This is a genomic window from Nonomuraea mesophila, assembly GCF_004352805.1.
GTDB lineage: Bacteria > Actinomycetota > Actinomycetes > Streptosporangiales > Streptosporangiaceae > Nonomuraea > Nonomuraea longispora.
In genome coordinates this window covers 55,084-81,549 of record NZ_SMLD01000017.1, presented here as the reverse complement: position 1 = coordinate 81,549, position 26,466 = coordinate 55,084, and the positions used below count along the sequence as shown (strand labels likewise).

Genomic DNA, 26,466 nt, shown 5'->3' with positions numbered 1-26,466 from the left:
TCCCTATTCGCCTTAGCCGGCCAACCGGCGGCGGACTTCTTCGATTCGTCCCACAATGGTGGTGTCGATGATCTCGTCGCCGATGCGGACCGAGAACCCACCGAGCACTCGCTTGTCCACCTCGACGTTCAGGTGCACGTCACGGCCGTAGGAGGTGCTCAGCCACGCCACCAGGCGCCGGCGCTGCGCGTCGGTCAGCTCGACCGCGGTGCGCACCACCGCCACCAGGCGCCGGCGCTGCTGTGCCACCAGGTGACCGACCTCTTCCAGGCCCGTCTCCAGGCTACGTCCTCGCGGGTGCAGCACCAGCTGGTTGATCAGGCGCAGGCTGGTCGGGGCCACCTTGCCGTCGAGCAGCCCGCGCAGCAGCTCCTGCTTGCCCGCCTCCGGCGCGCCCGCGTCGGTGAGGGCCCGGCGCAGCTCCGGGTTGGCGGCGACGATGCGGCCGAAGCGGAAGAGCTCGTCCTCCACCTCGTCGAGCCGGGACTGGCTCTCCGCCTCCGCGGCCGCGGCGGCCACGCCGAGCCGTTCGAGCACGTCGGCCAGGTCACCGGCGCGCGACCACCGGGCCGAGACCGCGGTCTCGGCGGTGGCCAGCGCCGCTTCGCTGATCTTGCCGTCGAGCAGCGCGCGGATGGTTCCCGCCTTCTGCTCGCCCGGCCTGGACGGGTCGGACAGGGCACGGCGCAGGCCGTGCTCGCGGTCGAGCAGGTCCGCGACCGCGAACAGCTCGTCGGAGAGCGTGCCGAGGTCGGCACTGCCGGCCACCGCGTTGAACCGCTCCTCGACCTCGGCCAGCGACGTCCTGCTCAGGCCCCTCATTAACGCACCGCCTGCGCGTTGGAGCTTTCCAGCTCGTCAAGGAACCGGTCGACGATGCGGCTCTGCCTCGCCTCGTCCTCGAGCGACTCGCCGACGATGCGGCCGGCGAGGTCGGTCGACAGGCGGCCGATCTCCGTGCGGAGCTGGGCGAAGGCCGCCTGGCGGTCCGCCTCGATCTGCGTGTGCGCGGCCTCGACGAGACGCCGGGCCTCGGCCTGGGCCTCCTCGCGGAGCTCGGCCTTGATCTGCGCGGCCTGCTCGCGAGCCTCCTCGCGCAGCCTGGCCGCCTCCTGCCTGGCCTCGGCCAGCTGGTCGCGGTATTCCTGCTGCAGGACCTGTGCCTGGGCCTGCGCTTCTTCCGCCCTCTTGATGCCGCCCTCGATGGCGTCCGTACGCTCGGCCAGCGTCTTCTGGATGCGCGGGACGAGGATCCTGCCGACGACGACGAGAACGACGAGGAAGGAGAAGATGCCGACGACGAGCTCGTACGTGTGCGGAATGAGGGGATTGGCTCCCCCATCCTCAGCGAGGAGCTTAGCTGCCAGAGTCATGGGTGCAGCCTTTCGTCAGGTGGGGATCGTCAGGCCGCGCCGATGTTCTGGAAGATGAACGGCGCGACGAGACCGATCAGGGCAAGGGCCTCGGTGAGGACGAAGCCGAGGAGCATGTTCTGGCGAATCAGGCCGTACGCCTCCGGCTGGCGGGCGATGGCCTGCACGCCCTGACCGAAGATGATGCCGACGCCGATGCCGGGGCCGATGGCGGCGAGACCGTAACCGATGGCGGTGACGTTGCCGGAGACCTCAGCGAGAACGCTCATTACTGTTTCCTTTACTGGACGGCCGGTGAGCGGAGTCTCACCGGTCTGGCTTGTGCCGGTCTGTGCTACTCAGTGATCCGGGTGCAGCGAGCCGCCGATGTACATCGCGGCCAGCATCGCGAAGAGGAACGCCTGCAGATACTGAATGAAGATCTCCAGGCCCGTGAGCAGAATGGTCATCACCACGCCCACGATGCCGACGGGCGCACCGAGCGGGGTCAGCTTCTCGAACAGGAACCAGAAGCCCACCATGCTGAAGAAGGCCAGCAGCATGTGGCCCGCGAACATGTTCGCGAACAGTCGCACCGCGTGCGTGAAGGGCGCGATGATCATGTTCGACAGGAACTCGATCGGGGCCAGCAGGAAGTAGATCGGCTTGGGCAGCCCCGGAGGGAACATCATGTTCTTGAAGTAGCCGATGCCGCCCTGGTGCTTGATGCCGAGGTAGACCTTGAGGCCGTAGATGAGGAGCGCGAGCACCGCCGGGAAGGCGATGTGCGAGGCGACGGGGAACTGGAGCACCGGGACGACGCCCATGATGTTCCAGACCAGCACCAGGAAGAACACGCTGACCAGCAGGCCCATCCACCGGTCGGCGTCCTTGCCGAGGAAGGGCCTCGCGACCTGGTCGCGGACGAACATGTAGCCGAGCTCGACGGCGTTCTGGACGCCTCGCGGCACGAGCTTGGGCTTGGCGAAGGCCGCCCACGCCACACCGATCACGAGGACGGCGCTGAGGATGGCCAGCAGCACCGGCTTGGTGAACCAGTAGACCCCGGGAATGATGGGGGGCAGGTTGAACAGCTCTTCTGGCGTAGGCGCCCCGAATTGATCGCCAGCGGGAGCGAGGAGGACCGTCAGCGCATTCACGCGGCGTTCCCTTCAACGTCGTAGTGGATCACAAGAGTTACCTCAGCGAAGTGGTTGCTGCTCCGGGCTAGCGACCGAACTTCCGGTAGACCAGATAGCCTCCGAGCACAACCCCGAGGACCACGCCTATGGGGAAGAACGCGGACATGCCCAACCACCGGTCCAGCAACCATCCGAGGCCGCCATAGATAGCCATCCCGGCGAGTAGTGAGCTGGGGACTGACCACATGGCGTCGGCGAAGTCGCGACCGTCTTTCTCTGGTCGGCGTTCCTGTGCGCTCATCGCGGGCCCGACGATAGCAGGCGAACAAAGGACTAGTCATATCGGACCCCGTCCAAGCAGGAGCGTCATGCGTCGCCCTTTCGCGGCGCACCGGCCTCGGGGTCGACGTACAGCATCTTGGTCTTCATGAAGGCGCGGACCTCGAAGCCCGTCCAGACGAGGGTGCAGACCACGACGGACCACGCGAATGCCTGCGTGTTCCAGGCCGTGGTGTCACGGAAAGCCGACAGCACGGCCATGATGGCCAGGACCTTGACGAGATAGCTGACCATCGCGGCGATCGCCATCATCTGCGGGGAGACGCGGGCGGCGTAGGAGACCACGACGACGCTGATGCTGAAGAAGATGCCGACGAGCAGGGCACCCATGGCCGCGCCGAGCGCGCCTTTGCCGCCCGCCGACAGGAAAGCGACCAGCACGGCGACCACCCCAACCACAGAGGTCGGAATCGCGGCGCTTTTGAGGACGCGCACGTCATTGGCCTGCATCGGTGCTCCATCAGCCTGTTGTCAAGCGAGCGTTTGCTACCTCCAGAACCAGTCGGTCTGGAGTCCCTGCTCGTGAAAGATATCACAAGCTCACGGAAGACCGCTTTTACCTGCCGTTTCTAGTTCGGGATCACGAACGCCCCGGATGTGCGGGAATGACCGGTTTGCCCTCTGCCGATGAGCGGCCCTGCGCTGCCGGACCGTCTCCGGGGGGCGGCATATGCCGTCTGACCTGGGGCTCCGGCGGAACCGGCGGCATCGGGCCCGTGGGCGGGCCGTCGTCGTCAGGGTCGTCACGCGACGCCGTGTGCGCCCCGCCCCTGCCCCGCCAGCGCGGCAGGGCCATCAGCACCAGAACGGCCAGCGCGAGCACGATGACCACGGGGAACAGCAGGACCGGCACGCCGATCGTGGACATGCCCACGATGCCGAAGGCGAACAGGAACGCCCAGGCGTACATGATGAGCACGGACCTGCGGTGCGAGTGGCCGATGTCCATCAGCCGGTGGTGCAGGTGGCCGCGGTCGGGCGCGAACGGCGACAGGCCGCGCGAGGTGCGCCGCACCACCGCGGTGATCAGGTCGACCAGCGGCAGCACCAGCACCGCCGCCGGCAGGAGCAGCGGCAGCAGCACCGGCACCTTGTTCATGCCCTCGATGATCGCCGGGTCGAGCGGCGTCACGGTGACGATCGACGAGGCGAGCACGAGCCCGATGAGCATGGCCCCCGTGTCGCCCATGAAGATCTTCGCCGGATGGAAGTTGTGCGGCAGGAAACCCAGGCACGCCCCGATGAGCACGGCGGCGATGGCGGCCGTCGTCGTGATGCGGCCGCCGCTGATCTCGTCGGCCAGGAAGATCGAATAGGCCCAGGTGGCCATGCCGGCGATGCACACGACCCCCGCCGCCAGGCCGTCGAGCCCGTCGACGAAGTTGACCGCGTTGATGGTCACGACCACCACCATGATGGTGATGACGGTGCTGAGCGTGTAGTCGAGGCTGGTGGAGCCGCCCCAGTCCTGCGGCAGCGGGATGTAGAGCAGCCGCAGGTCGAAGAAGACCAGCACACCGGCCGCCGCGATCTGCCCGGCGAGCTTGACGAAGGCGTCCATGCCCCACCAGTCGTCGAGGAAGCCGGTGAGGGTGATGAGCCCGCCCGCGACGATCAGCGCCGTGACCGCGTCGCCGTCGGACTCCGCCAGCGCCGCGCCCGTGTGGGTGAGCCTGCTGGCCACGAGCAGCCCCACGACCAGGCCGCCGTACATCGCCAGACCACCCAGCCTGGGCGTCGGCGTGGTGTGCACGTCGCGCTCGCGAACCTCGGGCATGGCGCCGATGCCGATGGCGAAGCGGCGCACGAGCGGCACCAGCAGGTAGGTCACCGCTGCCGAGATGAGCGCCATGAAGAGGTATTCGCGCACGAACCTAGTTTCCCGGATGCTCCGGCCGCCTGTGACCGGAAAACGACACAGACCGGCTCAAAATTCGCTGAGATATGGCCGATGAATGGCGAGTAGGCCCGCCACGCTTGCCCTGACCTCCTCCGCACTGCCCGGATCGCGCACGACCCTGGCCACCAGGGACCCCAGCTCCTTCAGCTCCTCGGGCCCCATGCCCTGTGTCGTCACGCACGGCGTGCCGACCCTGATCCCCGACGTCACCGCCGGTGGCTCGGGATCATACGGGATCACGTTGCGGTTGAGCGTGATGCCCGCGGCCGCGCACCTCCGCTCCGCCTCCACCCCCGTCACCCCGACCCCGCGCAGGTCGACCAGCGCCAGATGCGTGTCGGTGCCCCCGGACACGGCCCGCATGCCCTCCGTGTCCAGCGACTCCGCCAGCGCCTGCGCGTTCGCGATCACCTTCCTGGCGTAGCCCGCGAACTCCGGCCGCGCCGCCTCCGCGAACGCCACCGCCTTGGCCGCCACCACATGCATGAGCGGCCCTCCCTGCACGAACGGGAACACCGCCCGGTCGATCCGGCCGGCCAGCTCCCGCGTGCACAGGATGGCGCCGCCGCGCGGCCCGCGCAGCGCCTTGTGCGTGGTGAAGGTCACGACGTCCGCGTACGGCACCGCCGACGGGATCGCGCCGCCCGCCATCAACCCGATCGGATGCGCCACGTCCGCCAGCAACCACGCCCCCACCTCGTCCGCGATGCCGCGGAACGCCGCGAAGTCGATCAGCCTCGGGTACGCCGTGGCGCCGCACACGATCAGCTTCGGCTGGTGCCGCAGCGCCAGGTCCCGCACCTCGTCGTAGTCGATGAGTTCGCTGTCACGACGCACCCCGTACGACACGACGTCGAACCATCTTCCCGAGAAGTTCACCTTCGAGCCGTGCGTGAGATGGCCGCCGTGCGGCAGCGCCATCGCCAGCATCGTGTCGCCCGGCTGGAGCAGCGCCGCGTAGGCGGCCAGGTTCGCCGAGGCGCCGGAGTGGGGCTGGACGTTGGCGTGCTCGGCGCCGAACAACCGGCGCGCCCGCTCGATCGCCAGCCGCTCCGCCCGGTCGACGACCTCGCAACCGCCGTAGTAGCGCCTGCCCGGATAGCCCTCGGCGTACTTGTTCGTCAGCGTCGAACCGAGCGCGGCCAGCACGGCGGGCGAGGTGAAGTTCTCGCTCGCGATCAGCTGGATCCCGCCGCGCACGCGTTCGAGCTCGTCCAGCAGCACCTGCGCGAGCTCGGGATCCTGCCTGCGCAGCAGCCCGAAGTCGGGACCGTAGTAGGGTTGCGCACCCATTTCCCCACTGTACGACTTTCCTCACGAAAGGTGATGCCCGCACTCCTCCGTCACTGGAACGCGTGCGGCGCGTTCGCCGTCGTCTGGATCCACCTCGGTGTGTCGGCGGCCTCGTCGCTGATCGCCGTCAACACGGCATGCCGGTAGGCCGACAACCTGGTGCGCCACTCCCTGATGTCCTTGACGTAGCGCTCGCCCACCGGGGCGTCCCACGTCTGCGGGCTCTTGGCCAGCCCGTACGCCTTGTCCAGGACCGTCTTGAGCTCCTCCAGCCGCGGCAGGACGGTGTTCCACGCGACGACCAGGCGCTGGTAGTCGGGATTGAACTCCCAGGCCCGCTGCGGGTCGTCCAGGGGGCCCGTCGAGCTGATGGGCGGGGTCTCGCCGTGCTGCCTGGCCTTGGGGGCGGGCGGGTCCACGTACATCACGCGCTCCTTTCCGGCGTGCCGGGATCGACCGACCCCGCCTTGCCGTCCGGCCTGATGTCCTCGGGCGCCCACCGGCCCTCGCCGTACTCACCGGGGGGGACCTCGACGGAGGGCATGTCGGCGGGCTGGATGTCCCTGTGGTGCTCGATGACCGTCCTGAGCGCGTCCAGGCCGGGCGGGGTGACGTCCACGGAGACCACATCCCCGCCGTCCCCCGCCGTCGCGCCACTACCGGGCCGCTGCCCGGACTCGGTCGTGTCGGCGGTCCCGGTACGGGCAGGCTGGCTGTCGTAGGGAGACTCGCTGCCGTAAGGCGATCCAGTGCCGTAGGGGGGCTCGCTGCCGTAAGGCGATCCAGTGCCGTAGGGAGAACCGGTGTTGTAGGCGGATCCGGTGTCGTAGGCGGATCCGGTGTCGTAGGCGGATCCGGTGTCGTAGGCGGATCCGGTGTCGTAGGGAGGCTCTGTGCCGTAAGCGATCTGCACCGTGTAGGCCGGGCCGTCGCCACCTACGTGACGCGGATCCGCACCGTACACGGTCGTCGTCCCGTCTCCCTGCTCCGTTGCGTGACCGAGGTCGGCGACGGGCGTCGTGGCCGTCGTACCCGTGGAACCGCCGGCAGGCGGCTCGGCCGAGGGACTCGTCGGCGGAATCGTGACCGGTTCGCCTTGCCTCCCCCGGCCACCCTGGTCACCGGTCCCTCGATCCCCGGTTTCACGACCACCCTGGTCACCGGCGTCCCTGTCACCGGCCCCACGGTCACCCTGGTCACCGGCGTCCCTGTCACCAGTCCCACGGTCACCCCGATCACCGGCATCCCTGTCACCAGTCCCACGGTCACCCCGATCACCGGCATCTCTATCACCGGCCCCACGGTCACCCTGGTCACCGGGCGTTCGATCGCCCGTGCCGCCAGGGGGCCCCTCGGTGCCGGGGGTGCAGGTGCCGTCGCCGTTCAATTCGCCCGACGGCGGGGTGGTCGCGTCACCGGCGCTCGGCGGAACGACCCCCGCGTCCTTGGTCGGCGGAACGGCCCCCGTGTCCTTGGTCGGCGGAGCAGTCCCCGCGTCCCCACCCGCCGGACCCTCGACCCCCGGCATGTCCAGCGGCGGGATGTCGCGGTGCTGCTCCACCACGGTCCTCAGCGCGTCCTGGCCGGGCGGGGTCGTGCCGGCGGACACCACGTCGCTGCCGTCGTTCGCCCATGCGTTGACGTTGGCGCCGGTGGTGGTGTTGTCGGCCGGCATCCGGGGCATTTCCGCCGGAGCCACCTTGTCGGTGTTCTCCAGCAGGTCTTCGAGTTGTTCGGCGGTGGGCGGGTCGAGCGGCACCTGCAGCACCTTGACCCCGTCGACCACCACGACCTGCGGTTTGTTCACATCCTGCCCATCCTGGGCCGGAGTGTCGGACGGGTCGTCTCTTGTGCCGGTCTCGGGCTCGGCGCCGCGATCGCGCCTGCTGTCCAGCTCGTCGTCCTTGGGCAGGCCGACAGGCTGGTCACCGGCCCTCGCGCCGTCCTCCGCCCGGGGCTGTTCATCGGTACGAGGCTCTTCGCACGTCTTCCCGTCATCCCTCTTCGGAACGTCGGTGTCGCCCTTGCCCTCGCCCCTGTCCTGGTCGGCCTTCGGGTCGTCACCCGTCTTGGGAGGAGCGTCCCCGCTCTTGGGCGGGTCATCGGAAGACCTCGGCGGCGCATCACCGGTCTTGGGCGAGTCGTCGCCGCTCTTGGGCGGAGCATCACCGGTCTTGGGCGGAGCGTCGCCGCTCTTCGGCGGCGCATCACCGCTCTTCGGCGGTGCATCACCGCTCTTCGGCGGAGCATCACCGCTCTTCGGCGGATCGTCGGTCTTCTTCGGCGGCGCCTGGTCGGGTTTGTCGTCGGCGCGCGGATTCTCGTACCGCTCCCGATCCCCCCGCACCCCCTTGGGATCGTCGGTCGCGCCCGAGCCCATCCCGGGCGGGTCGGCCCGCTTCTCCAGCACCCCGAGCCGGACGTTGACGTCCTTGACCATGTCGTCGACCGCGTCGGCGATCATGGCGGGGCGGTGGGTGGTCTGGGTGGACAGCCCGGCTCTGTTCATGGTGAGCCGGACCTGGTCCTCGACCTTGCGCATCTGCGAGGCCGCGTGTTTCACCTCGGCCAGCAGGTCACGGACCAGCTTGGGATCCATGCCGTCGAACTTGCCCATGGGCCACTCCCGACGTCGGATGAGAAACCCGCCACCTGGACTGCCGCCGCGGCCGTGGCCAGGAACGACAGCGGGGCGGCAGTCTGATGAGCAGGTTTCTCGTTGGCAGCCGCTCCGCGCCTCACCGTAATTTGGCCGGGCCGCCGCCGCAGCCGGAATAAGCAGCCGGTATACGTCAGTCGTCGGTGGCGACGTAGCCGATGATGCCGCGCAGCTTCTCCACCCGGATCGCCCCTCTCCGCAACATTCTGGGCACGGCCGTGGTGAGGTCGAGGATGGTGGAGGGTGTCTGGTCGGTGGTCTTGCCGGCGTCGAGATAGACCGCGACAGACTCGCCGAGCTGCTCCTCGGCCTCCTCCGCCGTGGTGGCGGCGGGCGCGCCGGAGCGGTTGGCGCTGGAGACGGCCATCGGCCCGGTCTCCTTGAGCAGGTCGAGCGCGACCGGGTGGAGCGGCATGCGCACGGCCACGGTGCCCTTGGTGTCGCCGAGATCCCAGGAAAGGGCCCTGTTGGCCTTGCAGACGAGCGTGAGCGGCCCCGGCCAGAACGCGTCTATCAGGTCCTGCCCGTAAGGCCCCAGGTCGTCTATGAGCGCCGTGGCGGCCCTGACGGTGCCCACCAGCACCGGCGGCGGCATGTCACGGCCCCGGCCCTTGGCGTCGAGCAGCTCGGTGACCGCCGCCGGGGTGAAGGCGTCGGCGCCGATGCCGTAGACGGTGTCGGTCGGCAGCACCACGAGCTCGCCGCGGCGTACGGCGGCCGCGGCCTCCGTCAGCCCTTCGGTCCGCTGCTCAAGGTCGGAGCAGTCATAACGTTTTCCCACGGTGATGGCGCCTCGCTCCGCTCGGCCAAGAGCGGCGCTTCCGAGGCCTCCTCCCCTCAACTCGTTCGGTGGCTTCGCTCTCTCTCGTCGTGCGGGAGAAGGTCGGGCCGCTGGCGTGCATCCTAGTCCTGGCCCAGGCGGGCCGTGACGAAGCGGTCTCGTCTGGTGAGATCCTGGCGCAGGCGTACGTCACGCCAGCCGTTGTCCTCGGGGAACGTCAGATAGACGGCCCTGCCCTGTTCGTCGGCGTGCTCGACGGCCACCCAGCCGCCGGGACGCAGCAGGCGGCGGGCCGTGCGCTCCACCGCGCGCACCTCGCCGAGCCCGTCGTCGCCCGAGCCGAACAGAGCCCGGGTCGGATCGTAGTCGCGCACCTCGGGGTCGCGCGGGATCGCACCGGGCGGGATGTAGGGAGGGTTGGAGATGACGAGGTCGACCTTGCCGTTGAGCTCGGGCAGCGCCTCGGCGAGGTCTTCCGGGTGCAGGTGGGTGCGGCCCTGACCGTGCTCGGAGATGTTGCGCTTGGCCCAGGTGTACGCCCCGGGGTCGACCTCGACGGCGTGGACCTCGGACAGCGCCACCTCCTGGGCGATGGACAGCGCGATCGCGCCCGAGCCGGTGCCCAGGTCGACCACCAGAGGGGCGGTGACGTCCATCGCGCGCAGCGTCTCGATGGCCCAGCCGGCCATCACCTCGGTCTCCGGCCGCGGCACGAACACGCCGGGCCCGACCGCCAGCTCCAGGTAGCGGAAGTAGGCGTGGCCGGTGATGTGCTGCAGCGGCTCGCGGGCCTCGCGTCTGGCGACGCCCTCCCAGAACAGGGCGTCGAAGTCGGAGTCTCTGACCGTGTGGAGCTCGCTTCTGCGCACGCCGTGGACGAACGCCGCGATCTCCTCAGCGTCTGTGCGCGGTGAGGGAACTCCTGCCTCGGCCAGCCGGGCAGTGGCGAGGGCGATCTCGTCCAGCAGAAATGTCATGAGTGTTGTGCGAGCTTCTCCGCCATCTCGGCGTCGATGAGGGCCTGGGTGACGGCGTTGAGCTCGCCGTCGAGAACTTGGTCGAGGTTATACGCCTTGAAGCCGACGCGGTGGTCGGAGATGCGGTTTTCCGGAAAGTTGTAGGTGCGTACGCGCTCGGAGCGGTCGACGGTGCGGACCTGCGACTTGCGCTCGGCCTGGGCGGCGGCGTCGGCCTCCTCCTGCGCGATGGCCAGCAGCCGCGCGCGCAGGATGCGCAACGCCGACTCTTTGTTCTGCAGCTGGCTCTTCTCGTTCTGGCACGAGACGACGACGCCGGTCGGCAGGTGGGTGATGCGGACCGCCGAGTCGGTGGTGTTGACGCTCTGGCCGCCCGGGCCGCTGGAACGGTAGACGTCGACGCGCAGGTCGTTGGGGTCGATCTGGACGTCGACCTCCTCCGCCTCCGGGTAGATGAGCACGCCCGCGGCGCTGGTGTGGATGCGGCCCTGGGACTCGGTGACGGGCACCCGCTGCACGCGGTGCACGCCGCCCTCGTATTTGAGCCTGGACCACACGCCCTCGTCGCCCTTGGCCCTGATGCCGACCGTCACGTCTTTGTAGCCCCCGAGGTCGGAGGGCTGGCTGTCGATGATCTCGGTCTTCCAGCCGAGCCGCTCGGCGTAGCGCAGATACATGCGCAGCAGGTCGCCCGCGAACAGCGCGGACTCCTCGCCGCCCTCGCCCGCCTTGATCTCCATGATGATGTCCTTGTCATCGTTGGGATCGCGCGGGATGAGCAGGTGCCTGAGCCGCTCTTCCAGCTGGGGGACGCGCTCTTCGAGCTCTGCCGCCTCGGAGGCGAACGTCTCGTCCTCGCCGGCCAGCTCTTTGGCGGCGGTCAGGTCCTCGCGGACCGACTCGAGCTCGCGGTAGGTGCCGATGATCGGCGTGAGCTGGGCGTAGCGCCTGCCGAGGGTGCGGGCTTTGTGCTGGTCGGCGTGCACGGCGGGATCTCCGAGCTGCGACTCCAGCTCGGAATACTCCTTGAGCAACTCATCGAGATTCACCGTGCGTCCTTCGTCGTGGGTGGAGGCTTCGCAACCAACAACGCCGACCCGGCGCACCGGGGTGCGTCCGGGCCGGCGTCGGTGAAGCTATTTGCCCGCGGCCTTCTTGCCGAAGCGCTTCTCGAAGCGAGCCACTCGGCCGCCGGTGTCGAGGATCTTCTGCTTGCCCGTGTAGAACGGGTGGCAGGCGGAGCACACGTCGGCGTGGATCACGCCGTTCTTCGCGGTGCTTCGCGTGGTGAACGTGTTACCGCAGGAACAGGTCACCTGCGTCACGTGGTATTCGGGGTGGATGTCGCGCTTCATCGCTGTCCTTTCGGGCTGCGGCCGCCGGGTCGCCGTGAACGCATGGCGTGAACCGGAACCGCAAAATGGTCAGCTACCAGTGTGCCAGATCGTGCAACCATCCCAGGCCATCAGGCATTCCCGATCCCACGGCCAGACCTCCGCCCGCCTGCGGGAACGCCGAAAGAGGCGGCGGGGAATCCCCCGGCCGCCTCTCTCACGCGACGAGGCCCGTCAGTCGCGGTCGTTGCTCACCGTGGTCTTCTGGACCTGCAGGAGGAACTCCGCGTTGGACTTGGTCTCCTTCATCTTCTCCAGGAGCAGCTCGAGCGCCTGCTGCATGTCGAGCGCGTGCAGCACCCGGCGCAGCTTCCAGACGATCTGGAGCTCTTCCTTGGCCATGAGGATCTCTTCCTTGCGCGTGCCGGACGCGTCGACGTCGACCGCGGGGAAGATGCGCTTGTCGGCCAGGGAGCGGTTGAGCTTGAGCTCCATGTTGCCGGTGCCCTTGAACTCCTCGAAGATGACCTCGTCCATCTTGGACCCGGTCTCGACCAGGGCCGTGGCGAGAATCGTCAGCGAGCCGCCGTTCTCGATGTTGCGGGCGGCGCCGAAGAAGCGCTTGGGCGGGTAGAGGGCGGTGGAGTCGACACCGCCCGACAGGATGCGACCGGACGCCGGGGCCGCCAGGTTGTAGGCGCGGCCGAGGCGGGTGATCGAGTCGAGCAGGACGACCACGTCATGGCCCAGCTCGACCAGGCGCTTGGCCCGCTCGATGGCCAGCTCGGCGACCGTGGTGTGGTCTTCCGCCGGACGGTCGAAGGTCGAGTGGATGACCTCGCCCTTGACCGACCGCTGCATGTCGGTGACCTCTTCAGGCCGCTCGTCCACGAGCACGACCATCAGGTGGCACTCGGGGTTGTTGCGGGTGATCGCGTTGGCGATGGACTGCAGCACCATCGTCTTGCCGGCCTTGGGCGGCGAGACGATGAGACCGCGCTGGCCCTTGCCGATCGGCGACACGAGGTCGATGATCCGCGTGGTCAGGATGTTGTGCTCGGTCTCGAGGCGCAGGCGCTCCTGCGGGTAGAGCGGCGTCAGCTTGTTGAAGTCGGGCCGGTTGCGGGCCTGCTCGGGGTCCATGCCGTTGACGGTGTCGAGGCGGACCAGAGCGTTGAACTTCTCGCGCCGCTCGCCCTCGCGGGGCTGGCGCACGGCGCCGGTGATGACGTCGCCCTTGCGCAGGCCGTTGCGGCGGATCTGGGCGAGCGAGACGTAGACGTCGTTGCTGCCGGGCAGGTAGCCGCTGGTCCTGACGAACGCGTAGTTGTCGAGGATGTCGAGGATGCCGGCGATCGGGATGAGCACGTCGTCGTCGCCGATGACCGGCTCGCCGCTGTCGAAGCGGTCGCGGCCGCGGCCACGGTTGCGCTCCCTGAAGCGGCCCCTGCGCCCGCGCCCGCCACGCTCGTCGTCATCGCCGCCGCGCTGGTCGTTGCGCTGGTCGTTACGGTTGCCCGAGTCGGTGCGCTGGTCGCCACGGCCGCCGTCGCGCCCGTCACGGCCGTCGCGACCCCCGTCACGGCCACCGTCACGGCCTCCGTCACGGCTGCTCTCCGAGCGGTCGCCGCCGGAACGGTCGTTGCGGTCGTTGCGGTCACCGCGGTCGCGCCGCTCACCCCGGCTGCGGCGCTCGCGGCGGCTCTCGCCGCGCTCGGAGCGCTCGTGCCGCGTGTCGTTCTGGCCGGCTTCCACGGGCTGCGCCTGCTGCTGCTCGACGACCGGCTCGGCCGGGGCGGCGACAGGCTCGGGCGCGGAGGAGGCCACGGAAGTCGCGGCGCTCGCGGCCGCCGGCTCCGCGGCGGCGGCCTGCGCGGCGGGCTGCTGGGCGGGCTCTTCCGCGGTCTTGCGCGACCGCTCTCTGCGTGTCCGCGCGGGCCGCTCCGCGGCGGGCGCCGCCTCCGCCGGGGCCGAGGTGGATGCCTCGGACGCGGCTGCGGGAGCCGATGCGCCTTCTCCGGAACCGCCACCCTGCTTCTCCTGGATGGCCGCGATGAGCTGGCTCTTCCGCATGCGTCCGGTCCCGCTGATGCCCAGCTCGGCCGCCATCTTCTGCAGCTCGGGCAGCACCTTGGCGGACAGGCCGGTGCCGGAGCGACGCGCACGCGGCTTGGCCGGGGCGCGGGTGGGGGTGTCGCCGGACGCGGGCTCAGCGCCTGATGCGTCGGAGAGGAGTTCGGTGGTGTCGCTCAACTAAAAGGTCCTTCCCAGGGGTCGGGCGCCGGTTTTGTTCTGCCGGGCGTCCCGGAGGTGCTTGCGATCCGGCGGGACAGACCGGGTCGGGGTGCACTCTGCGATCTTCGGCTGTCGCTGGAGACGGCCGCCACTCTTGGGGAGGGGCTCGTCCAGGCCGCCACAGGACCGTGGCGCGTGGCTGACACCCCCCAGATTGCTGTCGCCAACCAGATGTCGAGATGATTCGAACGCGCAGGTCCCCGTCGTCGCCACCTCACGTTGAGCCAACCGGGTGTGGGCCAACCGGAGGCAACGGATTCCGGGGAGACAGCCGCGCTGCTCACGCCTCGCGACGTGAAGCATGATGCAGCGATGTGTGGCTGACAAGCACGCACCCACCAAGGGGGCATCTGGTGCGGCTATCAGCCTAACATCACCAGCGCACACGGCTATTCCCTGAAGGTCTAAAGAGGCATCAGCGTGTCTCGGGGAACTGAACGTTCGCACCAACCGGGTCGACGTCCATTTGCTGGATGTGCCAGTCATTACCCACTTCTGGCGCGATCAAATCCTGCGAATCCGATGCAGAAAACGCAAGAACCGCGGGACCCGCTCCCGAAACGACCGCGGGCACGCCCACCGCACGCAGACGTTCTACCAGATGCGCGCTCTGCGGCATGGCAGGCGCGCGGTAAGGCTGGTGGAGACGATCTTCCGTCGCGGCGAGCAGAATCTCCCGCTCGGGCCGTAGGGTCAGCGCGGCGATCAGCAACGCGGCCCTGCCGGCGTTGAAGGAGGCGTCCTTGTGGGGCACGTCCTTCGGCAGCAGCCCCCGTGCCGCCTCCGTGGACAGCCGGGTCGACGGGACCACGACCACCGGGCGGATGCGCTCGTCGGGAGCCAGCTTCACCATACGTGGCGTCCCCGTGTGGTCGCACCATGCCACGGTCAGCCCTCCGGCCAGGCATGGAGCGACGTTGTCGGGATGGCCCTCCATCTCGGTGGCAAGCGCGAAGACGTCGTCGTCGGAGAAGCCCGTGACGCCGGACAATGCCCGCGCGGCGAGGATGCCCGCGCACACGGCCGCCGACGACGACCCGAGCCCGCGCGCGTGCGGAATCGAGTTCCGGCACCGCAGGCGGATCCCGGCCGGCTGGGGCGCGCCCATGCGGGCGAACGCCCTGCGCATGGCCTTGACGACCAGGTGGCCCTCTCCGAGGTCGACCTGCCCGGCTCCCTCGCCCTCGACGGTGACGGCGACGCCCGGCTCGGCGGTGAGCGTGGCCTCGACCTCGTCGTACAGGCTCAGTGCCAACCCGAGCGTGTCGTAGCCCGGCCCCAGGTTGGCCGATGTGGCGGGCACGCGGATCTGAACGGTGCTGCTCACGTTTCCCTCATGATTCCTCACTTCCCCCGTGGTCCCCGCCGCCCCTGCGTGACGTCAGGCGAGGTTGAGCGCCGCCGCCGCGGCGTGGACGTCGATGGGGATCACCACGGGCGCGGGCGCGCCCGAGATGGCCCAGTCGGGGTCTTTGAGGCCGTTGCCCGTGACCGTGCAGACGATCCGCTGCCCGGGCTCGACCATGCCCTGCTCGTGCGCCTGCAGCAGGCCCGCCACGCTGGCCGCCGACGCCAGCTCGACGAACACGCCCTCTTCCTGCGCCAGCAGTTTGTACGCCGCCGCGATCTGCCGGTCGGTCACCGCCTGGATGGCCCCGCCGGACTCGTCACGGGCCGAGGTGGCCAGCGACCAGGACGCCGGGTTGCCGATGCGGATGGCGGTGGCGATCGTGTGCGGATGGGAGACGGGCGCCCCTTGCACGATGGGCGCCGCCCCGCTGGCCTGGAAGCCGAACATGCGGGGCCGCTTGGTGGACACCCCGTCGTCGGCGTATTCGCGGTAACCCATCCAGTAGGCCGAGATGTTGCCGGCGTTGCCCACCGGGATGCAGTGCATGTCGGGGGCGTCGCCCAGCGCGTCGACGATCTCGAACGCCGCCGTCTTCTGCCCCTGCAGCCGGAACGGGTTGACGGAGTTGACCAGCGCGATCGGGTAGTTGGACGACAGCTTGCGGGTCATCTCGAGACAGTCGTCGAACGACCCCTCGACCTGCAGCAGCGTGGCCCCGTGCACGAGCGCCTGGGCCAGCTTGCCCATGGCGATCTTCCCCCGTGGCACCAGCACGGCGCAGGTCAGGCCGGCGCGCACGGCGTAGGCCGCGGCCGAGGCCGAGGTGTTGCCGGTGGAGGCGCAGATGACCGCCTTGGCGCCCTCTTCGACGGCTTTGCTGATGGCCACGGTCATGCCGCGGTCCTTGAAGCTGCCGGTCGGGTTGGCGCCCTCGACCTTGAGATGGACGTCGCACCCTGTCAGGGCGGAGACGCGGTGCGCGGGCACCAGCGGCGTGCCGCCTTCGAGCAGCGTGACGACGGGCGTCTTCGTGGTCACGGGAAGACGCTCGCGGTATTCCTCGATGAGACCGCGCCACGACCTGCTCATGATGGACTCCCTACCTGCGGTGTTCGGCACAGAGTGTACGGGGTGCGGACGACCGTCGCGGAGCCGCGTCCACAGGACGGACGCGGGTTCCGTACCCCTGCCCGGAACAGGCGTTGGACAGGGGCACTATTCAGGAAATTCTCAGCATCTCCCGATAAGGTCTCGGCCAGGGGGTCACCACCATGAACGCGCGTCCTGCTCTGAGGCAGAACGACTATTCACCAGTAGCGGTTCCGCAGCTCGGCGCCTGGTCACCTGACCTGTCCGTGAGCGTGGTGATACCGGCTCACGGCGGCCAGGGGCTCGAGCTGACGCTGGCGGCGCTGGCCGCGCAGACGTACCCGGATTATCTCATGGAGGTCCTGGTCGTCGACGACGGCAGCGATCCGCCGATCCGGCTGCCCGAGCTCAGGCCGGTCAACACCCGCGTCGTCCGCGTACGCGACGGCTGGGGCATCTCCAACGCCGTCAACACCGGCGTCAAGGCCGCCGACGGCGAGATCATCCAGCGGCTCGACGCCGACATGGTGGCCTGCCGCGAGCACATCGAGGCCATGGCCCGCTGGCACCACGCGACCGACTACCTGGTCAGCATCGGGATGAAGAAGTTCGTCGACACGCCCCCGGTGACGCCGCGCCAGGTCTTCTCGGCGCGGCGCCTGGACGAGGTGTTCGACCTGGCCGAGGCCCTGCCCAGTTCCACCGAGGCGACGATCGCGAAGACCGACGGGCTGCGCAAGAGCCGCAACCCCTACCACGTGTGCACGGGGCCGACCTTCGCGCTGCCCAGGGAAATCTTCCACGCCGTGGGCGGCCTCGACCCGAACGTGGTGCGCGGCGAGGACACCGAGTTCTCCTACCGGCTGGCGATGTACGGCGTGGTGTTCGTGCCCGAGATGGAGGCGCAGGCCGTGCACCTGGGGCTGCCCTCGCAGCATCGTGACAGGGAGCGCGCCGTGCGGGCGGTCGAGCCGTACCTGGTGCACCGGATCCCGCTGCGCAGGGACCTGCGCAAGGACCGCGGGCGGCGCTGGCTGGTGCCGTACGTGGAGATCGTGCTCGACGTGGCCGGCGCGGCCGAGCCGGCGGTGCGGCGGGCGGTGGCGGCGGCGCTGGACGGCAAGCTGCAGGACGTCGTGGTGACGCTGGTCGGGCCGTGGTCGCGGCTGGACGACGAGCGGCGCGTGACGTTGTCCGACCCGGACTTCGAGCTGCGGCTGATGCGTGACCTGTTCGCGCACGACGAACGTGTACGCCTCATCGACGAGGCCGCCCCGACGCCCGCGCCGTCGCCGTTCCGCTACCGGGGCCCCGTGGATGTGCCGCTGCACCGGGCGACGCTGGAGCGCATGATCGAGTCGGTGCAGAAAGACCTCGCCGGGGTCCTGGTCGTGGACCTCGCCGACGGCCGGAGCGCCCGGCTCGAACGCACCTCGGCGCTCGGCCGCGCCCTGCTCCTGTCGGACGAGGGCGCGGACCTCGACGACGTCATCGGCACGACCCATGGCGTACGCCACGAGCCGCCCGACCGCTACTGGCCGGCGCCGCCCGCGCCTGAGCCCGTCACCATCCCCTCCCAGGTGACGGCGGCGGAACCGCCGGAGAAGACCCTGCTCAGGCGCCTGAAGTCGGCCCTGCGCCCCGGCTGACGGCACGCGAGGCACAAGCCCCGGCTGACGGCACGCGGGGCACAAGCGGCCCCCGCGGTGGTCAGCCGCCCAGGCGTCTGCGCAGGGCGCGCTTCATGGTGGTGGACACCAGCACGCGCAGGCTTCGCTGGGCGCGGTTGGCGGCGGAGATCTGGCGGCGCAGAGTGCCGACCTCGCGGCGCAGTTCGACCGCGCTCTTGCGCCAGCGCCCCGACTCCTCTTTCCACTTCGCCACCTGTGCCCGCAGCCGCTCGTTCTCGTCGGCGCGCCTCGCGGCCTCCGCCTGCGCCTCGACGTGGGCCTTGTACGCCGCCCGCCTCTTGGCCGGCGGCGCGGGCTCGGTGGTGAAGCCGTAGCTCTCGCCGTCGACCCAGGCGACGCCCGACACGGTGTCCACGGCGTCGTCGAGGTCTTCCTCCGGGTCCGCCACCATGCGCGCCCTGGCGAAAGCCGACGTACGTTCGAGCCGGGCGGCGACGACGCCGTCGGCCGACTCGTGCAGCAGCACGTTGACCAGGCCGAGTCCCTCGTCGTGGGCCAGGTCGAGCAGGCGGGCGACGGTGTCCTCCCCGGGCGCCCAGCCGGGCGGCAACCGCAGCACGAAGGGCACGGACGGGTCGATCTGCTCCGAGGCCGCCAGGCGTACCCGGTGTTCGTGGGTGTAGTGGCCGTGGACCAGCACCAGTTCGAGGTCGGGGTCCTTCAGCGGCGCGCGGCGTTCGCCGCCGAGCCGCTCCCACGGGCCGACGAGGAGCACGGACAGGTCGGGTACGGTGCCGGCGAGCAGGGCGTCCACCGCGGGCCGCACGGTGTCGTATCCGGCCGTGCCGTCCATCACGACGGTGACGTACGGGATCTTCCACCGCCGCGCGGGATGGCCGCGCAACCAGCGGTAGGCCGGGATGCGATCGGCCACGAACGCGTGGCTCACGCGGTCGATGGGCTGCTTGTCGCGCATCCGCATGGTCGGCCCGAGGTGGTAGGCGCGGGCCCGCGGCTCGGGGACGAACACCGCCCCCGCCTGGGCGAGGCGGTAGCCCAGCTCGGTGTCCTGGCCGAGGACCAGGTCGTCGTCCATCGGGCCCGCCGCCGCGACCAGGCGGGCGTTGACGGAGGTCGCGCCGCCGACGTGCAGGCTGAACGGGCGCTGCGGATCGGCGGTGAGCCCGTCGGTGCGCTCCACCAGGTCGACGATCCAGGCGTGCGGCTCGGCCGGCTCGAAGGCCGCCTCCAGATCGTCGGGCAGCACCTCGGGCAGCGGCGCCTCGGTGAACCTGATGTAGCCGGTCACGACGGCGTAGGGGGCGGCGTGGTGCCAGCGCATGTGCGCCTCGATCGCGCCCGGCGTGAGCACCACGTCGGAGTCGAGCCAGTGGATCACGTCGCCGGTGGCCTGCGCGAGTCCGGCGTTGCGGGCGGCGGCCCTGCCAGGTTTGTCGCAGACGACCAGGCGGGCCCCCGTGCCCCCGGGCAGGCGCAGCGGAGGCGAGGTGCCGTTGTCGACGACGATGATCTCGGTCAGCTCCGCGGGGTAGCTCTGCCGCGCCAGCCCCTGCAGCACCAGGTCGAGCTTGTCCTGGCCGCCGTAGGCGGGGATGACCACGCTGACCTTGAGCTCCGGGGTGACGAGCTCGGGCGGGCCGAGCACCCGGTAGTCGTTGCCGCGCACCCTGACGGGGCCGGTGGAGGTGCGCTGGGCGGGCGTGCCGTCGGCGTCCCTCGGTGGCGTCATGCGGCTTCCATCAGCAGGCTCGGGCGGAAGCCGCGCCACTGGCTCGCGGCGACCTTGAGGAAGTGGGCGAGCGGCAGCTGCCAGGTGTGGTCGCTGCTGAGCCCTCTGCGCAGGACGTAACCCAGCCCGTGGGTACGGTAGATCCGCGCGCCCGCCTTCTGCGCGGCCTTCAGGAACTCGAGATCGACAGCACGCGGCACAGCAGGAAATCCCCCTATTTCCTCAAATTTTGCACGGGACACCATGATCGTTCCTCCGGCGACATGATCGGACCACACCTCGCTCGGATAACGCGCCCCGCTCGCGAACGTCGTACGCCTGATCGTCGCCTTCAGCGGCTCCAGGTAGAAGAACTCGGCGGTCGTGCCCACCACGTCGGCGCCGGTGTAGGACATCGCCATGCACAGGTCGGCCAGGTGGCGGGGGCCGTACCAGTCGTCGTCGTCCCACTTCGCCAGGTGGTCGCCGCTCGCCTGGGCGGCCGTGCGGTTGAGCACCTCGCCGAACGGCACCGACGTGCCGGCCTCGATCCACCGCACCGGCAGCGAGCACGCCTCGACCGCCTCGCTCACCTGCTCGAAGCCCACCCCGTGCAGGCCCAGCAGCACCTCCACCTCGACGTCGCGCTGGCGTTCCATCTGGGCCAGCGCGGCGCCGATCAGGCCGGGCCGCTTGCTCGACATGACGATGCTGATCTTCGGGCGGCCCGTGACCGGGTGCGCCAGCCGGCGCAGGCGTACGCTGTACTCCTCCCGCCGCAGGTCGGCGAGGGATCGCGCGGTGCCGTCGGCGGTGTGGCGGAGCCAGTCGCGGTCGGTGAGTAGCGCGGCGAGGCCGGCCGGCACCCAGGGCTCCGCGTGTTCGGCCGTCAGCGGAACACCCGCGGCGGCCAGGCTCAGCAGGCCGTCGAGCGGCACGGCGGCGGCGGGCCATTCGACCTCCAGGCCGCGCAGCGGGCGCAGCCCCGGCACGTCGGGCGGCTGACCGTCGGCCACCCACTGCCCGTCCGCCCAGTGCAGGCGGCCCAGCCCCTCCTCCGGCGTGCGCACGAAGCCGCCGGGCGTGGCGGCGGGTGGGGTGGCGGACATGGAAGGGCGCTCCTCGAACGCTCGGGACTCGGTCGGCGCCTACCTTACGCCCGATCTCCCTGCCGCTAGGCAAACCTGGCGCAATCGGCGGCAGTCATGACAGAGGGGATGTCGATCTCCAGGTGGCCGATGGAGCCGGACGCGCTAGTCGTCGCCCTCCACCCGCATGACGCTGGCCACCGCGCGGACGATGTCGAGCTCGCGCAGCCCCTCCATCGTCGCCGACAGCGCGGCGTCGGTGGCGCGGTGGGTGACGATGACGAGCTGCGCGTCGTCGCCGTGGCCCTCCTGGCGCACCGTCTGGATGGACACGTCGTGCTTGGCGAACAGCTCCGCCACCCGCGCCAGCACGCCGGGCTTGTCGGCCACGTCGAGAGCCACGTGACAGCGCGTGACGGTCTCGCCCATCGGGTGCACCGCCAGGTCGGCGTAGGTGGACTCGTCGGGCCCGCGCGTGCCGGCCAGGCGGTTGCGGGCCACGGCCACGAGGTCGCCGAGCACCGCGGAGGCCGTCGGTGCCCCGCCCGCGCCCTTGCCGTAGAACATGAGCTGCCCCGCCGACTCGGCCTCGACGAAGACCGCGTTGTACGCCTCGCGCACCCCGGCGAGCGGATGCGACCTGGGGATCATCGCCGGGTGCACCCGTACCCCGAAGGAACGGCCGTCGTCGGAGCGGGCGCAGATGGCCAGCAGCTTGATGACGTAGCCCATGTCCTTGGCCGAGGCCACGTCGGTGGCGGTGATCTCGGTGATGCCCTCGCGGTGCACCTCGGCGGCCGTGACGCGGCTGTGGTAGGCGAGCCCGGCGAGGATCGCGGCCTTGGCGGCGGCGTCGAAGCCCTCGACGTCGGCCGTCGGGTCGGCCTCGGCGTAGCCGAGCGTCTGCGCCTCCTCCAGGGCGTCGGTGAAGGACGCGCCCGTGGTGTCCATCTTGTCGAGGATGTAGTTGGTGGTGCCGTTGACGATGCCCAGCACCCGCTTGACGTGGTCGCCGGCCAGCGACTCGCGCAACGGCCGCAGCAGCGGGATGGCGCCGGCCACGCTGGCCTCGAAGTAGAGGTCGCCGCTGCCCTGTCGGGCGGCTTCGTACAGGGCGGCGCCGTCCTCGGCCAGCAGCGCCTTGTTGGCGGTCACCACCGACTTGCCGCCCGACAGGGCGGCGACGATCAGTGAGCGGGCCGGCTCGATGCCACCGATGACCTCGATCACGATGTCGATGTCGTCGCGAGTCACCAGCGCCTCGGCGTCGGTGGTGAACAGCTCGGGGGCGATGTCGACGTCACGCTTGCGGCCCTGCCGCCGCACGGCGACGCCGGCCAGTTCGAGCGGGGCGCCGATGCGGGCGGCCAGGTCGCCGGCCTGCTCGTGCATGAGCCTGATGACCTGTGAGCCGACGACGCCACAGCCCAGCAGCGCCACTTTCAGCGGTTTCACAGCTGCCCCCTCAACAGGTCGTCCTCGGTCTCACCCTGCACGATCACGCGGGACTCGCCGCGCGAGACGGCCACCACGGCGGGTCTGGGCAGGTAGTTGTAGTTGCTGGCCAGAGAACGGCAGTAGGCGCCGGTCGCCGCCACCGCGATCAGGTCGCCGGGGGCGAGGTCGGCGGGCAGGTGGCAGTCGCGCACGATGATGTCGCCGCTCTCGCAGTGCTTGCCGACCAGGCGGCTGAGCATGGGCTGGGCCTGGCTCTCACGGCTGGCCAGCACGGCGGTGTATTCGGCGCCGTAGAGTGCCGTGCGCACGTTGTCGCTCATGCCGCCGTCGATGCTCACGTAGGTGCGCAGGCCCTCGACGTCCTTGACGGTGCCGACCTCGTAGAGGGTGATGCCGCCGGGGCCGACGATCGTGCGCCCGGGCTCGACCGTGAGGCGCGGCACGGGCAGGCCCGCGTCGACGCAGACCTTGGTGACGATCTCGCGCAGGCCGTCGGCCAGCTCCTTGATGTCGGGCGCCTCGTCGCCGTCGATGTAGGCGATGCCGTAGCCGCCGCCCAGGTCGAGCTCGGGCAGCACCACGCCGTGCTCGTCCTTGATCTGCACGAGGAGGGTGGTCAGCCGGCGCGCGGCCACCTCGAACCCGGCGGTGTCGACGATCTGGGAGCCGATGTGCGAGTGCAGCCCGACGAGCTCCAGCTGCGGCAGCGCGAGGATGCGGCGTACGGCCTCCGCGGCGGCGCCGGAGTTGAGCGACAACCCGAATTTCTGGTCGTCGTGGGCCGTCGCGATGAACTCGTGGGTGTGCGCCTCGACCCCGGTGGTCACCCTGACCATCACCTTGGGCCGCTTGCCGAGCCGCTCGGCGTGGTGGCCGAGGCGGGCGATCTCCTCGAACGAGTCGACCACGATGTGCCCGACCCCGGCCTCCAGAGCCCTCGTGAGCTCGGCGGCGGACTTGTTGTTGCCGTGCATGGTGATGCGGCCGGGCGGGAACCCGACGCTCAGCGCGACGGCCAGCTCGCCGCCGCTGGCCACGTCGAGGCCGAGGCCCTCGTCGTGCAGCCAGCGCACGAACTCCTTGCACAGGAACGCCTTGCCGGCGTAGTGGACGTCGGAGTCGGCGAACGCCGTGGCGTAGTCGCGCATGCGCGAGCGCACGTCGTCCTCGTCGAGGACGTAGAGCGGGGTGCCGTGGTCGCGGGCCAGGTCGCGGACGTCCACGCCGCCGACGGTGAGCGCGCCCTGCGGGGCGCGCCCCGACGTTCGGGACCAGATCGCGGGGTTGATGCGGTTGATGTCGGCGGGCGCCAGCGGCGGGCGCTCGTGGGGCATCATCTCGGCGTGGCGGTCCCCGGCGGGATGGGCGTATCGACTCACCCGATCGAGGCTACTGGAACCGTCACCCCTCCCAGGACTCGTGACCACGGATCGAGACGGGATCACGCTCTGGGAGGGATATTTTTACGTCATTTCGCCGTTTGGCCGGATATTTTTGTGAGCCGTCACAACCGGTCCGGTCCGGTGAGCACCCTGCCCACCGCCTCCGCCAGCCGCACCCGCGCCGTGTGCACGGGCTCCGCCTGAGCGTCCCCCATCGGCACGGCCGGCGCGTGCTCGTGCGCGTCGTGATAGGCCAGCGCCAGCCGCACGAGGTACGGCTCCCACCTCGGATCCCGGCTGACCAGCCGCCCTGGCAGCTCGGCCAGCACCCGCAGCACCCGCCGGTCGTACGGGCCGGACAGCAGCCCCGGGACGAAGCCATGCGGCGGCACCCCCAGCTCGCGCGCCCACCGCCGCACCGCGCACGCCCTCGCACGCGCGTACCGCACCACGAAGCCCGGGTTGTCCCAGGTGCGCGGGAAGTCGGGCCAGCCCGGCTCGGGGACGCCCGGCGGCTCCACCGACTCGACCAGCTCGCCCGGCACGTCCACGACGATCCGCAGGAGACCGTCCTGCCGCACCTCCACGGACGACACCCCGCCGAGCCCGCGCACCCGGCCGGCGAGCGTCGCGGGCGGGACCCGCCGCCTCAGCGCGGCGGCCGAGACGTACGCGGCCTCGTGCTCCCACGTCCCCTCGGGCGCCGGCGGCTCCCCCAGCACCTCGGCCAGCTCCCCGGGCGTCATGGGGACCGGCTCAGATGAGGGCGTGCGGCTCGGCGGAGCCGTACTCGACCAGGTGGGCGGCGCCCAGCAGCCAGCGGTCCTCGTCGCGTACGCGCACGTAGCCGAAGCGGTCGGCCGAGAACACCTTGATCCCGTCGGTGCGGCACTGACGCATCAGCACCTCGTCCCATCCGTCGGTGAGGTCGGCGAAGCGCAGCTCGCGCAGCGTGTTCCTGCGCGCGAGCAGGGACGCGCCGGCGATCTCGGGCAGGTAGGAGTATTCGGCATCCGGCTGTTTGAGCAGCGTGGCCTGCGGCTTGCGCAGGTGGGCGTAGTAGGCGGCCTTGCCCACGATGTCGGCGGTGCTGAACAGGAACGCCCTCCGCAGGTCGGACAGGTAGTGGGCGCCGTAGACGTCGCGCGGGTCCATGACCGCCACCAGGTCGGCCTCGCAGAGGTCGATGCCGGAGTTGAGCATCGCGCCCTCCGTCATCGACGGCTGCGGCCTGCGGTAGATCACGTCCACGTCGGGCAGCACGTCGCGGACCCGCAGCTCGGCCTCCGGCGGCCCGATGACGATGAGCTGGTCGACGCCCGACTGCTTGGCGACCTGGGCCAGCGCGTGCTCCATCAGGTAGGGGTCGAGGACGGGCAGCAGGACGGAGGTGTTGAGGGTGGCGCGGGCGCTGGGCAGCCCGATCGCGTCGAGCAGCTCGTCGATGCGCTCGGTCATCGTGCCCATCTGGTACGCCCTGCGCAGCGCCACGTGCGCCCGCCGCGCGTCGGGCTCGTCGCCGATGGGCGTGCCGCAGGCGGCGATCTCGGCCAGCCGCCACTGGGGCGTGCCAGGCGGGCAGTCGGCCGCGGCCGGCCAGCGGTAGGAGGTCAGCACGTCGGGGTAGGCCAGGTGGCCGGGCAGGAGCTGGTCAAGCGTGAGCACCCGGTCGATGCGCCCGCCGGCGAGCGGCAGCGGGTTGTGCACCCGGGGCTGCACCCCGAACTGCAGCCGCGGCCAGGCCACGGTCAGGTCGGTCGTGAAGCGGTGCTCGAACAGCTCGGCCGCCGCGGCGTAGGCGGCCACGTCGCCCCCGGTGTGCCAGAAGACCGTGCGGATGCCGCGCTCGGCGCACCAGGCCAGCAGCGCCCTGAGCCCGTCGCCCGGCTCGCCGGTGATCTCCTCCGCCCACGGGCCCTGCGTGACCGACTCGACCACGAGCAGGTGGGGCATCTCCAGCGGGAGCACCCTGGCGAAGTCGCGCGGCGTGAAGCCCGTCGTCTGCCGCCACTCGTAGCGCAGCAGCGCCTCGGCGTGGGGGTCGGCGATGACCGCGGCCGTCAGGTGGGGCCGCGTGTTGGGGCCGGTCGGCACGCGGAACGGCTTGAGCTTGAAGGAGGCGCCGTTGAGCGTCCTGGTGGTGCTGGTGGCCTGGAACGCCGCTCCAGGGCGCTCGTCCTTGGCCTTGCCCGCGCCGGCGACGGGCTTGCGCTTGGGCGCGGTCGGCCGCTTGACCGGCTTGGCGGCGCCCCTGAGGCCCTTGGCCAGGCGCACGGGGTTGCTCTTGCCGCTCTTGATGGCGTCGCCGAGCCGGTTCCAGCGCGCGACCTTGATCGAGGACAGCTTCCAGTTGGCCACCTCGGCCTGGAAACGTTGCTCGGCCAGCTCCCTGCGGAGCTTGTCGGCCGCCGCCTGCTCGGCCTCCAGCCGTTGCTCGGCCTCGCTCAGCTGCTCGGCCAGCGCCTTGGCCTCCTCGGTGCTCTGCTCGGCCGCCGCCAGCTTGGCCTGGGCGGCGTCCAGCAGCCTCGCCAGCTCGGCGGCGCGCTCGGCCTGTGCCACGGCGTCCCGCAGCGCCCTCCGCGTGCTCTCCAGCTCAGTAGACAAAAACTGGCCCTCCGCTCTCTCGGCCCGGCAAAGGATACTCTTTTGCTGCAAGCGTCTCGAAG

At 70.5% G+C, this 26,466-nt stretch carries 24 protein-coding genes; 1 reads left to right on the top strand and 23 read right to left on the bottom strand.

Going from position 1 to position 26,466, the window contains the following annotated elements; all coding sequences use genetic code 11:
* Positions 1-12: 12 nt before the first annotated feature.
* The 17 genes from E1295_RS09690 to thrC form a co-directional block, all read right to left on the bottom strand.
* Positions 13-822, bottom strand: a complete 810-nt coding sequence (locus E1295_RS09690; RefSeq protein WP_132629749.1) for a F0F1 ATP synthase subunit delta — start codon at positions 820-822, stop codon at positions 13-15.
* Positions 822-1,373, bottom strand: a complete 552-nt coding sequence (locus E1295_RS09685) for a F0F1 ATP synthase subunit B (RefSeq protein ID WP_132629747.1) — start codon at positions 1,371-1,373, stop codon at positions 822-824. The genes E1295_RS09690 and E1295_RS09685 overlap by 1 nt, the downstream gene beginning before the upstream one ends.
* Positions 1,374-1,402: 29 nt before the next feature.
* The gene (gene atpE, locus E1295_RS09680; RefSeq protein ID WP_132331967.1) at positions 1,403-1,642 is read right to left on the bottom strand and encodes an ATP synthase F0 subunit C; all 240 of its coding nucleotides are present in this window, start codon (positions 1,640-1,642) and stop codon (positions 1,403-1,405) included.
* Between the two features lie 69 nt (positions 1,643-1,711).
* Complete coding sequence (gene atpB, locus E1295_RS09675) at positions 1,712-2,512, bottom strand: F0F1 ATP synthase subunit A (protein WP_342775853.1); 801 nt, start codon at positions 2,510-2,512, stop codon at positions 1,712-1,714.
* A gap of 67 nt (positions 2,513-2,579) precedes the next feature.
* A complete protein-coding gene (locus tag E1295_RS09670) occupies positions 2,580-2,741 on the bottom strand; it encodes an AtpZ/AtpI family protein (protein ID WP_132331985.1) in 162 nt (53 codons plus the stop codon).
* A 119-nt stretch (positions 2,742-2,860) separates the two neighbouring features.
* Entirely contained in the window at positions 2,861-3,283 is a 423-nt protein-coding gene (locus tag E1295_RS09665) for a Cg1360 family ATP-synthase-associated protein (RefSeq protein WP_132629745.1), read from the bottom strand.
* 130 nt (positions 3,284-3,413) lie between these two features.
* Entirely contained in the window at positions 3,414-4,703 is a 1,290-nt protein-coding gene (locus E1295_RS09660) for a glycosyltransferase family 4 protein (RefSeq protein WP_181957969.1), read from the bottom strand.
* A 57-nt stretch (positions 4,704-4,760) separates the two neighbouring features.
* The gene (locus tag E1295_RS09655; protein WP_132629743.1) at positions 4,761-6,026 is read right to left on the bottom strand and encodes a serine hydroxymethyltransferase; all 1,266 of its coding nucleotides are present in this window, start codon (positions 6,024-6,026) and stop codon (positions 4,761-4,763) included.
* Between the two features lie 50 nt (positions 6,027-6,076).
* Positions 6,077-6,451, bottom strand: a complete 375-nt coding sequence (locus E1295_RS09650; RefSeq protein WP_132629741.1) for a hypothetical protein — start codon at positions 6,449-6,451, stop codon at positions 6,077-6,079.
* Entirely contained in the window at positions 6,451-8,643 is a 2,193-nt protein-coding gene (locus E1295_RS09645; protein ID WP_132629739.1) for a hypothetical protein, read from the bottom strand. Before E1295_RS09645 ends, E1295_RS09650 begins: the two co-directional genes overlap by 1 nt.
* A 175-nt stretch (positions 8,644-8,818) precedes the next feature.
* Positions 8,819-9,466, bottom strand: coding sequence for an L-threonylcarbamoyladenylate synthase (locus E1295_RS09640; protein ID WP_132629737.1), 648 nt, complete (start codon positions 9,464-9,466; stop codon positions 8,819-8,821).
* Between the two features lie 122 nt (positions 9,467-9,588).
* Positions 9,589-10,443: a peptide chain release factor N(5)-glutamine methyltransferase gene (gene prmC / locus E1295_RS09635; protein WP_132629735.1), complete on the bottom strand. Its 855-nt coding sequence runs from the start codon at positions 10,441-10,443 to the stop codon at positions 9,589-9,591.
* Positions 10,440-11,492 (bottom strand): peptide chain release factor 1, encoded by a 1,053-nt coding sequence (gene prfA, locus E1295_RS09630; protein ID WP_132629733.1) that lies wholly within the window; start codon positions 11,490-11,492, stop codon positions 10,440-10,442. The genes prmC and prfA overlap by 4 nt, the downstream gene beginning before the upstream one ends.
* 87 nt (positions 11,493-11,579) lie before the next feature.
* On the bottom strand, positions 11,580-11,798 hold the full coding sequence (gene rpmE / locus E1295_RS09625; protein WP_132334085.1) for a 50S ribosomal protein L31: 219 nt from the start codon (positions 11,796-11,798) through the stop codon (positions 11,580-11,582).
* A 213-nt stretch (positions 11,799-12,011) separates the two neighbouring features.
* Positions 12,012-14,030 carry a transcription termination factor Rho gene (gene rho / locus E1295_RS09620; RefSeq protein WP_132629731.1) on the bottom strand — a complete coding sequence of 673 codons (2,019 nt, stop codon included), beginning with the start codon at positions 14,028-14,030 and terminating at the stop codon, positions 12,012-12,014.
* A 457-nt stretch (positions 14,031-14,487) separates the two neighbouring features.
* Complete coding sequence (gene thrB / locus E1295_RS09615) at positions 14,488-15,399, bottom strand: homoserine kinase (RefSeq protein ID WP_132629729.1); 912 nt, start codon at positions 15,397-15,399, stop codon at positions 14,488-14,490.
* 54 nt (positions 15,400-15,453) lie between these two features.
* Entirely contained in the window at positions 15,454-16,512 is a 1,059-nt protein-coding gene (thrC, locus tag E1295_RS09610) for a threonine synthase (protein ID WP_132629727.1), read from the bottom strand.
* Between the two features lie 182 nt (positions 16,513-16,694).
* Between thrC and E1295_RS09605 the strand changes: the two genes are divergently transcribed.
* Positions 16,695-18,161 (top strand): glycosyltransferase family 2 protein, encoded by a 1,467-nt coding sequence (locus tag E1295_RS09605; protein ID WP_132629725.1) that lies wholly within the window; start codon positions 16,695-16,697, stop codon positions 18,159-18,161.
* 61 nt (positions 18,162-18,222) lie between these two features.
* Here E1295_RS09605 and E1295_RS09600 read toward each other — a convergent pair whose 3' ends face one another.
* The 6 genes from E1295_RS09600 to E1295_RS09575 all read right to left on the bottom strand — a co-directional run bounded on the left by E1295_RS09600 (position 18,223) and on the right by E1295_RS09575 (position 26,404).
* Positions 18,223-19,893: a glycosyltransferase family 2 protein gene (locus E1295_RS09600; protein WP_132629723.1), complete on the bottom strand. Its 1,671-nt coding sequence runs from the start codon at positions 19,891-19,893 to the stop codon at positions 18,223-18,225.
* Positions 19,890-20,981 (bottom strand): glycosyltransferase family 2 protein, encoded by a 1,092-nt coding sequence (locus tag E1295_RS09595; protein ID WP_132629721.1) that lies wholly within the window; start codon positions 20,979-20,981, stop codon positions 19,890-19,892. The genes E1295_RS09600 and E1295_RS09595 overlap by 4 nt, the downstream gene beginning before the upstream one ends.
* Positions 20,982-21,125: 144 nt before the next feature.
* A complete protein-coding gene (locus E1295_RS09590; RefSeq protein ID WP_281284724.1) occupies positions 21,126-22,415 on the bottom strand; it encodes a homoserine dehydrogenase in 1,290 nt (429 codons plus the stop codon).
* Positions 22,412-23,797 (bottom strand): diaminopimelate decarboxylase, encoded by a 1,386-nt coding sequence (gene lysA / locus E1295_RS09585; protein ID WP_132629716.1) that lies wholly within the window; start codon positions 23,795-23,797, stop codon positions 22,412-22,414. The genes E1295_RS09590 and lysA overlap by 4 nt, the downstream gene beginning before the upstream one ends.
* Before the next feature lie 125 nt (positions 23,798-23,922).
* On the bottom strand, positions 23,923-24,546 hold the full coding sequence (locus E1295_RS09580) for an anticodon-binding protein (protein WP_132629714.1): 624 nt from the start codon (positions 24,544-24,546) through the stop codon (positions 23,923-23,925).
* A gap of 10 nt (positions 24,547-24,556) precedes the next feature.
* Positions 24,557-26,404, bottom strand: a complete 1,848-nt coding sequence (locus E1295_RS09575; RefSeq protein ID WP_246079945.1) for a hypothetical protein — start codon at positions 26,402-26,404, stop codon at positions 24,557-24,559.
* Positions 26,405-26,466: the final 62 nt, after the last annotated feature.

Coding starts and splice junctions, on each gene's coding strand:
- E1295_RS09650 (WP_132629741.1), bottom strand. CDS start 6,451: ATGTACGTGGACCCGCCCGCCCCCAAGGCCAGGCAGCACGGCGAGACC.
- E1295_RS09645 (WP_132629739.1), bottom strand. CDS start 8,643: ATGGGCAAGTTCGACGGCATGGATCCCAAGCTGGTCCGTGACCTGCTG.
- E1295_RS09580 (WP_132629714.1), bottom strand. CDS start 24,546: ATGACGCCCGGGGAGCTGGCCGAGGTGCTGGGGGAGCCGCCGGCGCCC.
- E1295_RS09600 (WP_132629723.1), bottom strand. CDS start 19,893: ATGACGCCACCGAGGGACGCCGACGGCACGCCCGCCCAGCGCACCTCC.
- thrC (WP_132629727.1), bottom strand. CDS start 16,512: ATGAGCAGGTCGTGGCGCGGTCTCATCGAGGAATACCGCGAGCGTCTT.
- rpmE (WP_132334085.1), bottom strand. CDS start 11,798: ATGAAGCGCGACATCCACCCCGAATACCACGTGACGCAGGTGACCTGT.
- E1295_RS09685 (WP_132629747.1), bottom strand. CDS start 1,373: ATGACTCTGGCAGCTAAGCTCCTCGCTGAGGATGGGGGAGCCAATCCC.
- E1295_RS09670 (WP_132331985.1), bottom strand. CDS start 2,741: ATGTGGTCAGTCCCCAGCTCACTACTCGCCGGGATGGCTATCTATGGC.
- E1295_RS09605 (WP_132629725.1), top strand. CDS start 16,695: ATGAACGCGCGTCCTGCTCTGAGGCAGAACGACTATTCACCAGTAGCG.
- prmC (WP_132629735.1), bottom strand. CDS start 10,443: ATGACATTTCTGCTGGACGAGATCGCCCTCGCCACTGCCCGGCTGGCC.
- E1295_RS09655 (WP_132629743.1), bottom strand. CDS start 6,026: ATGGGTGCGCAACCCTACTACGGTCCCGACTTCGGGCTGCTGCGCAGG.
- atpE (WP_132331967.1), bottom strand. CDS start 1,642: ATGAGCGTTCTCGCTGAGGTCTCCGGCAACGTCACCGCCATCGGTTAC.
- E1295_RS09690 (WP_132629749.1), bottom strand. CDS start 822: ATGAGGGGCCTGAGCAGGACGTCGCTGGCCGAGGTCGAGGAGCGGTTC.
- E1295_RS09595 (WP_132629721.1), bottom strand. CDS start 20,981: ATGTCCGCCACCCCACCCGCCGCCACGCCCGGCGGCTTCGTGCGCACG.
- E1295_RS09665 (WP_132629745.1), bottom strand. CDS start 3,283: ATGCAGGCCAATGACGTGCGCGTCCTCAAAAGCGCCGCGATTCCGACC.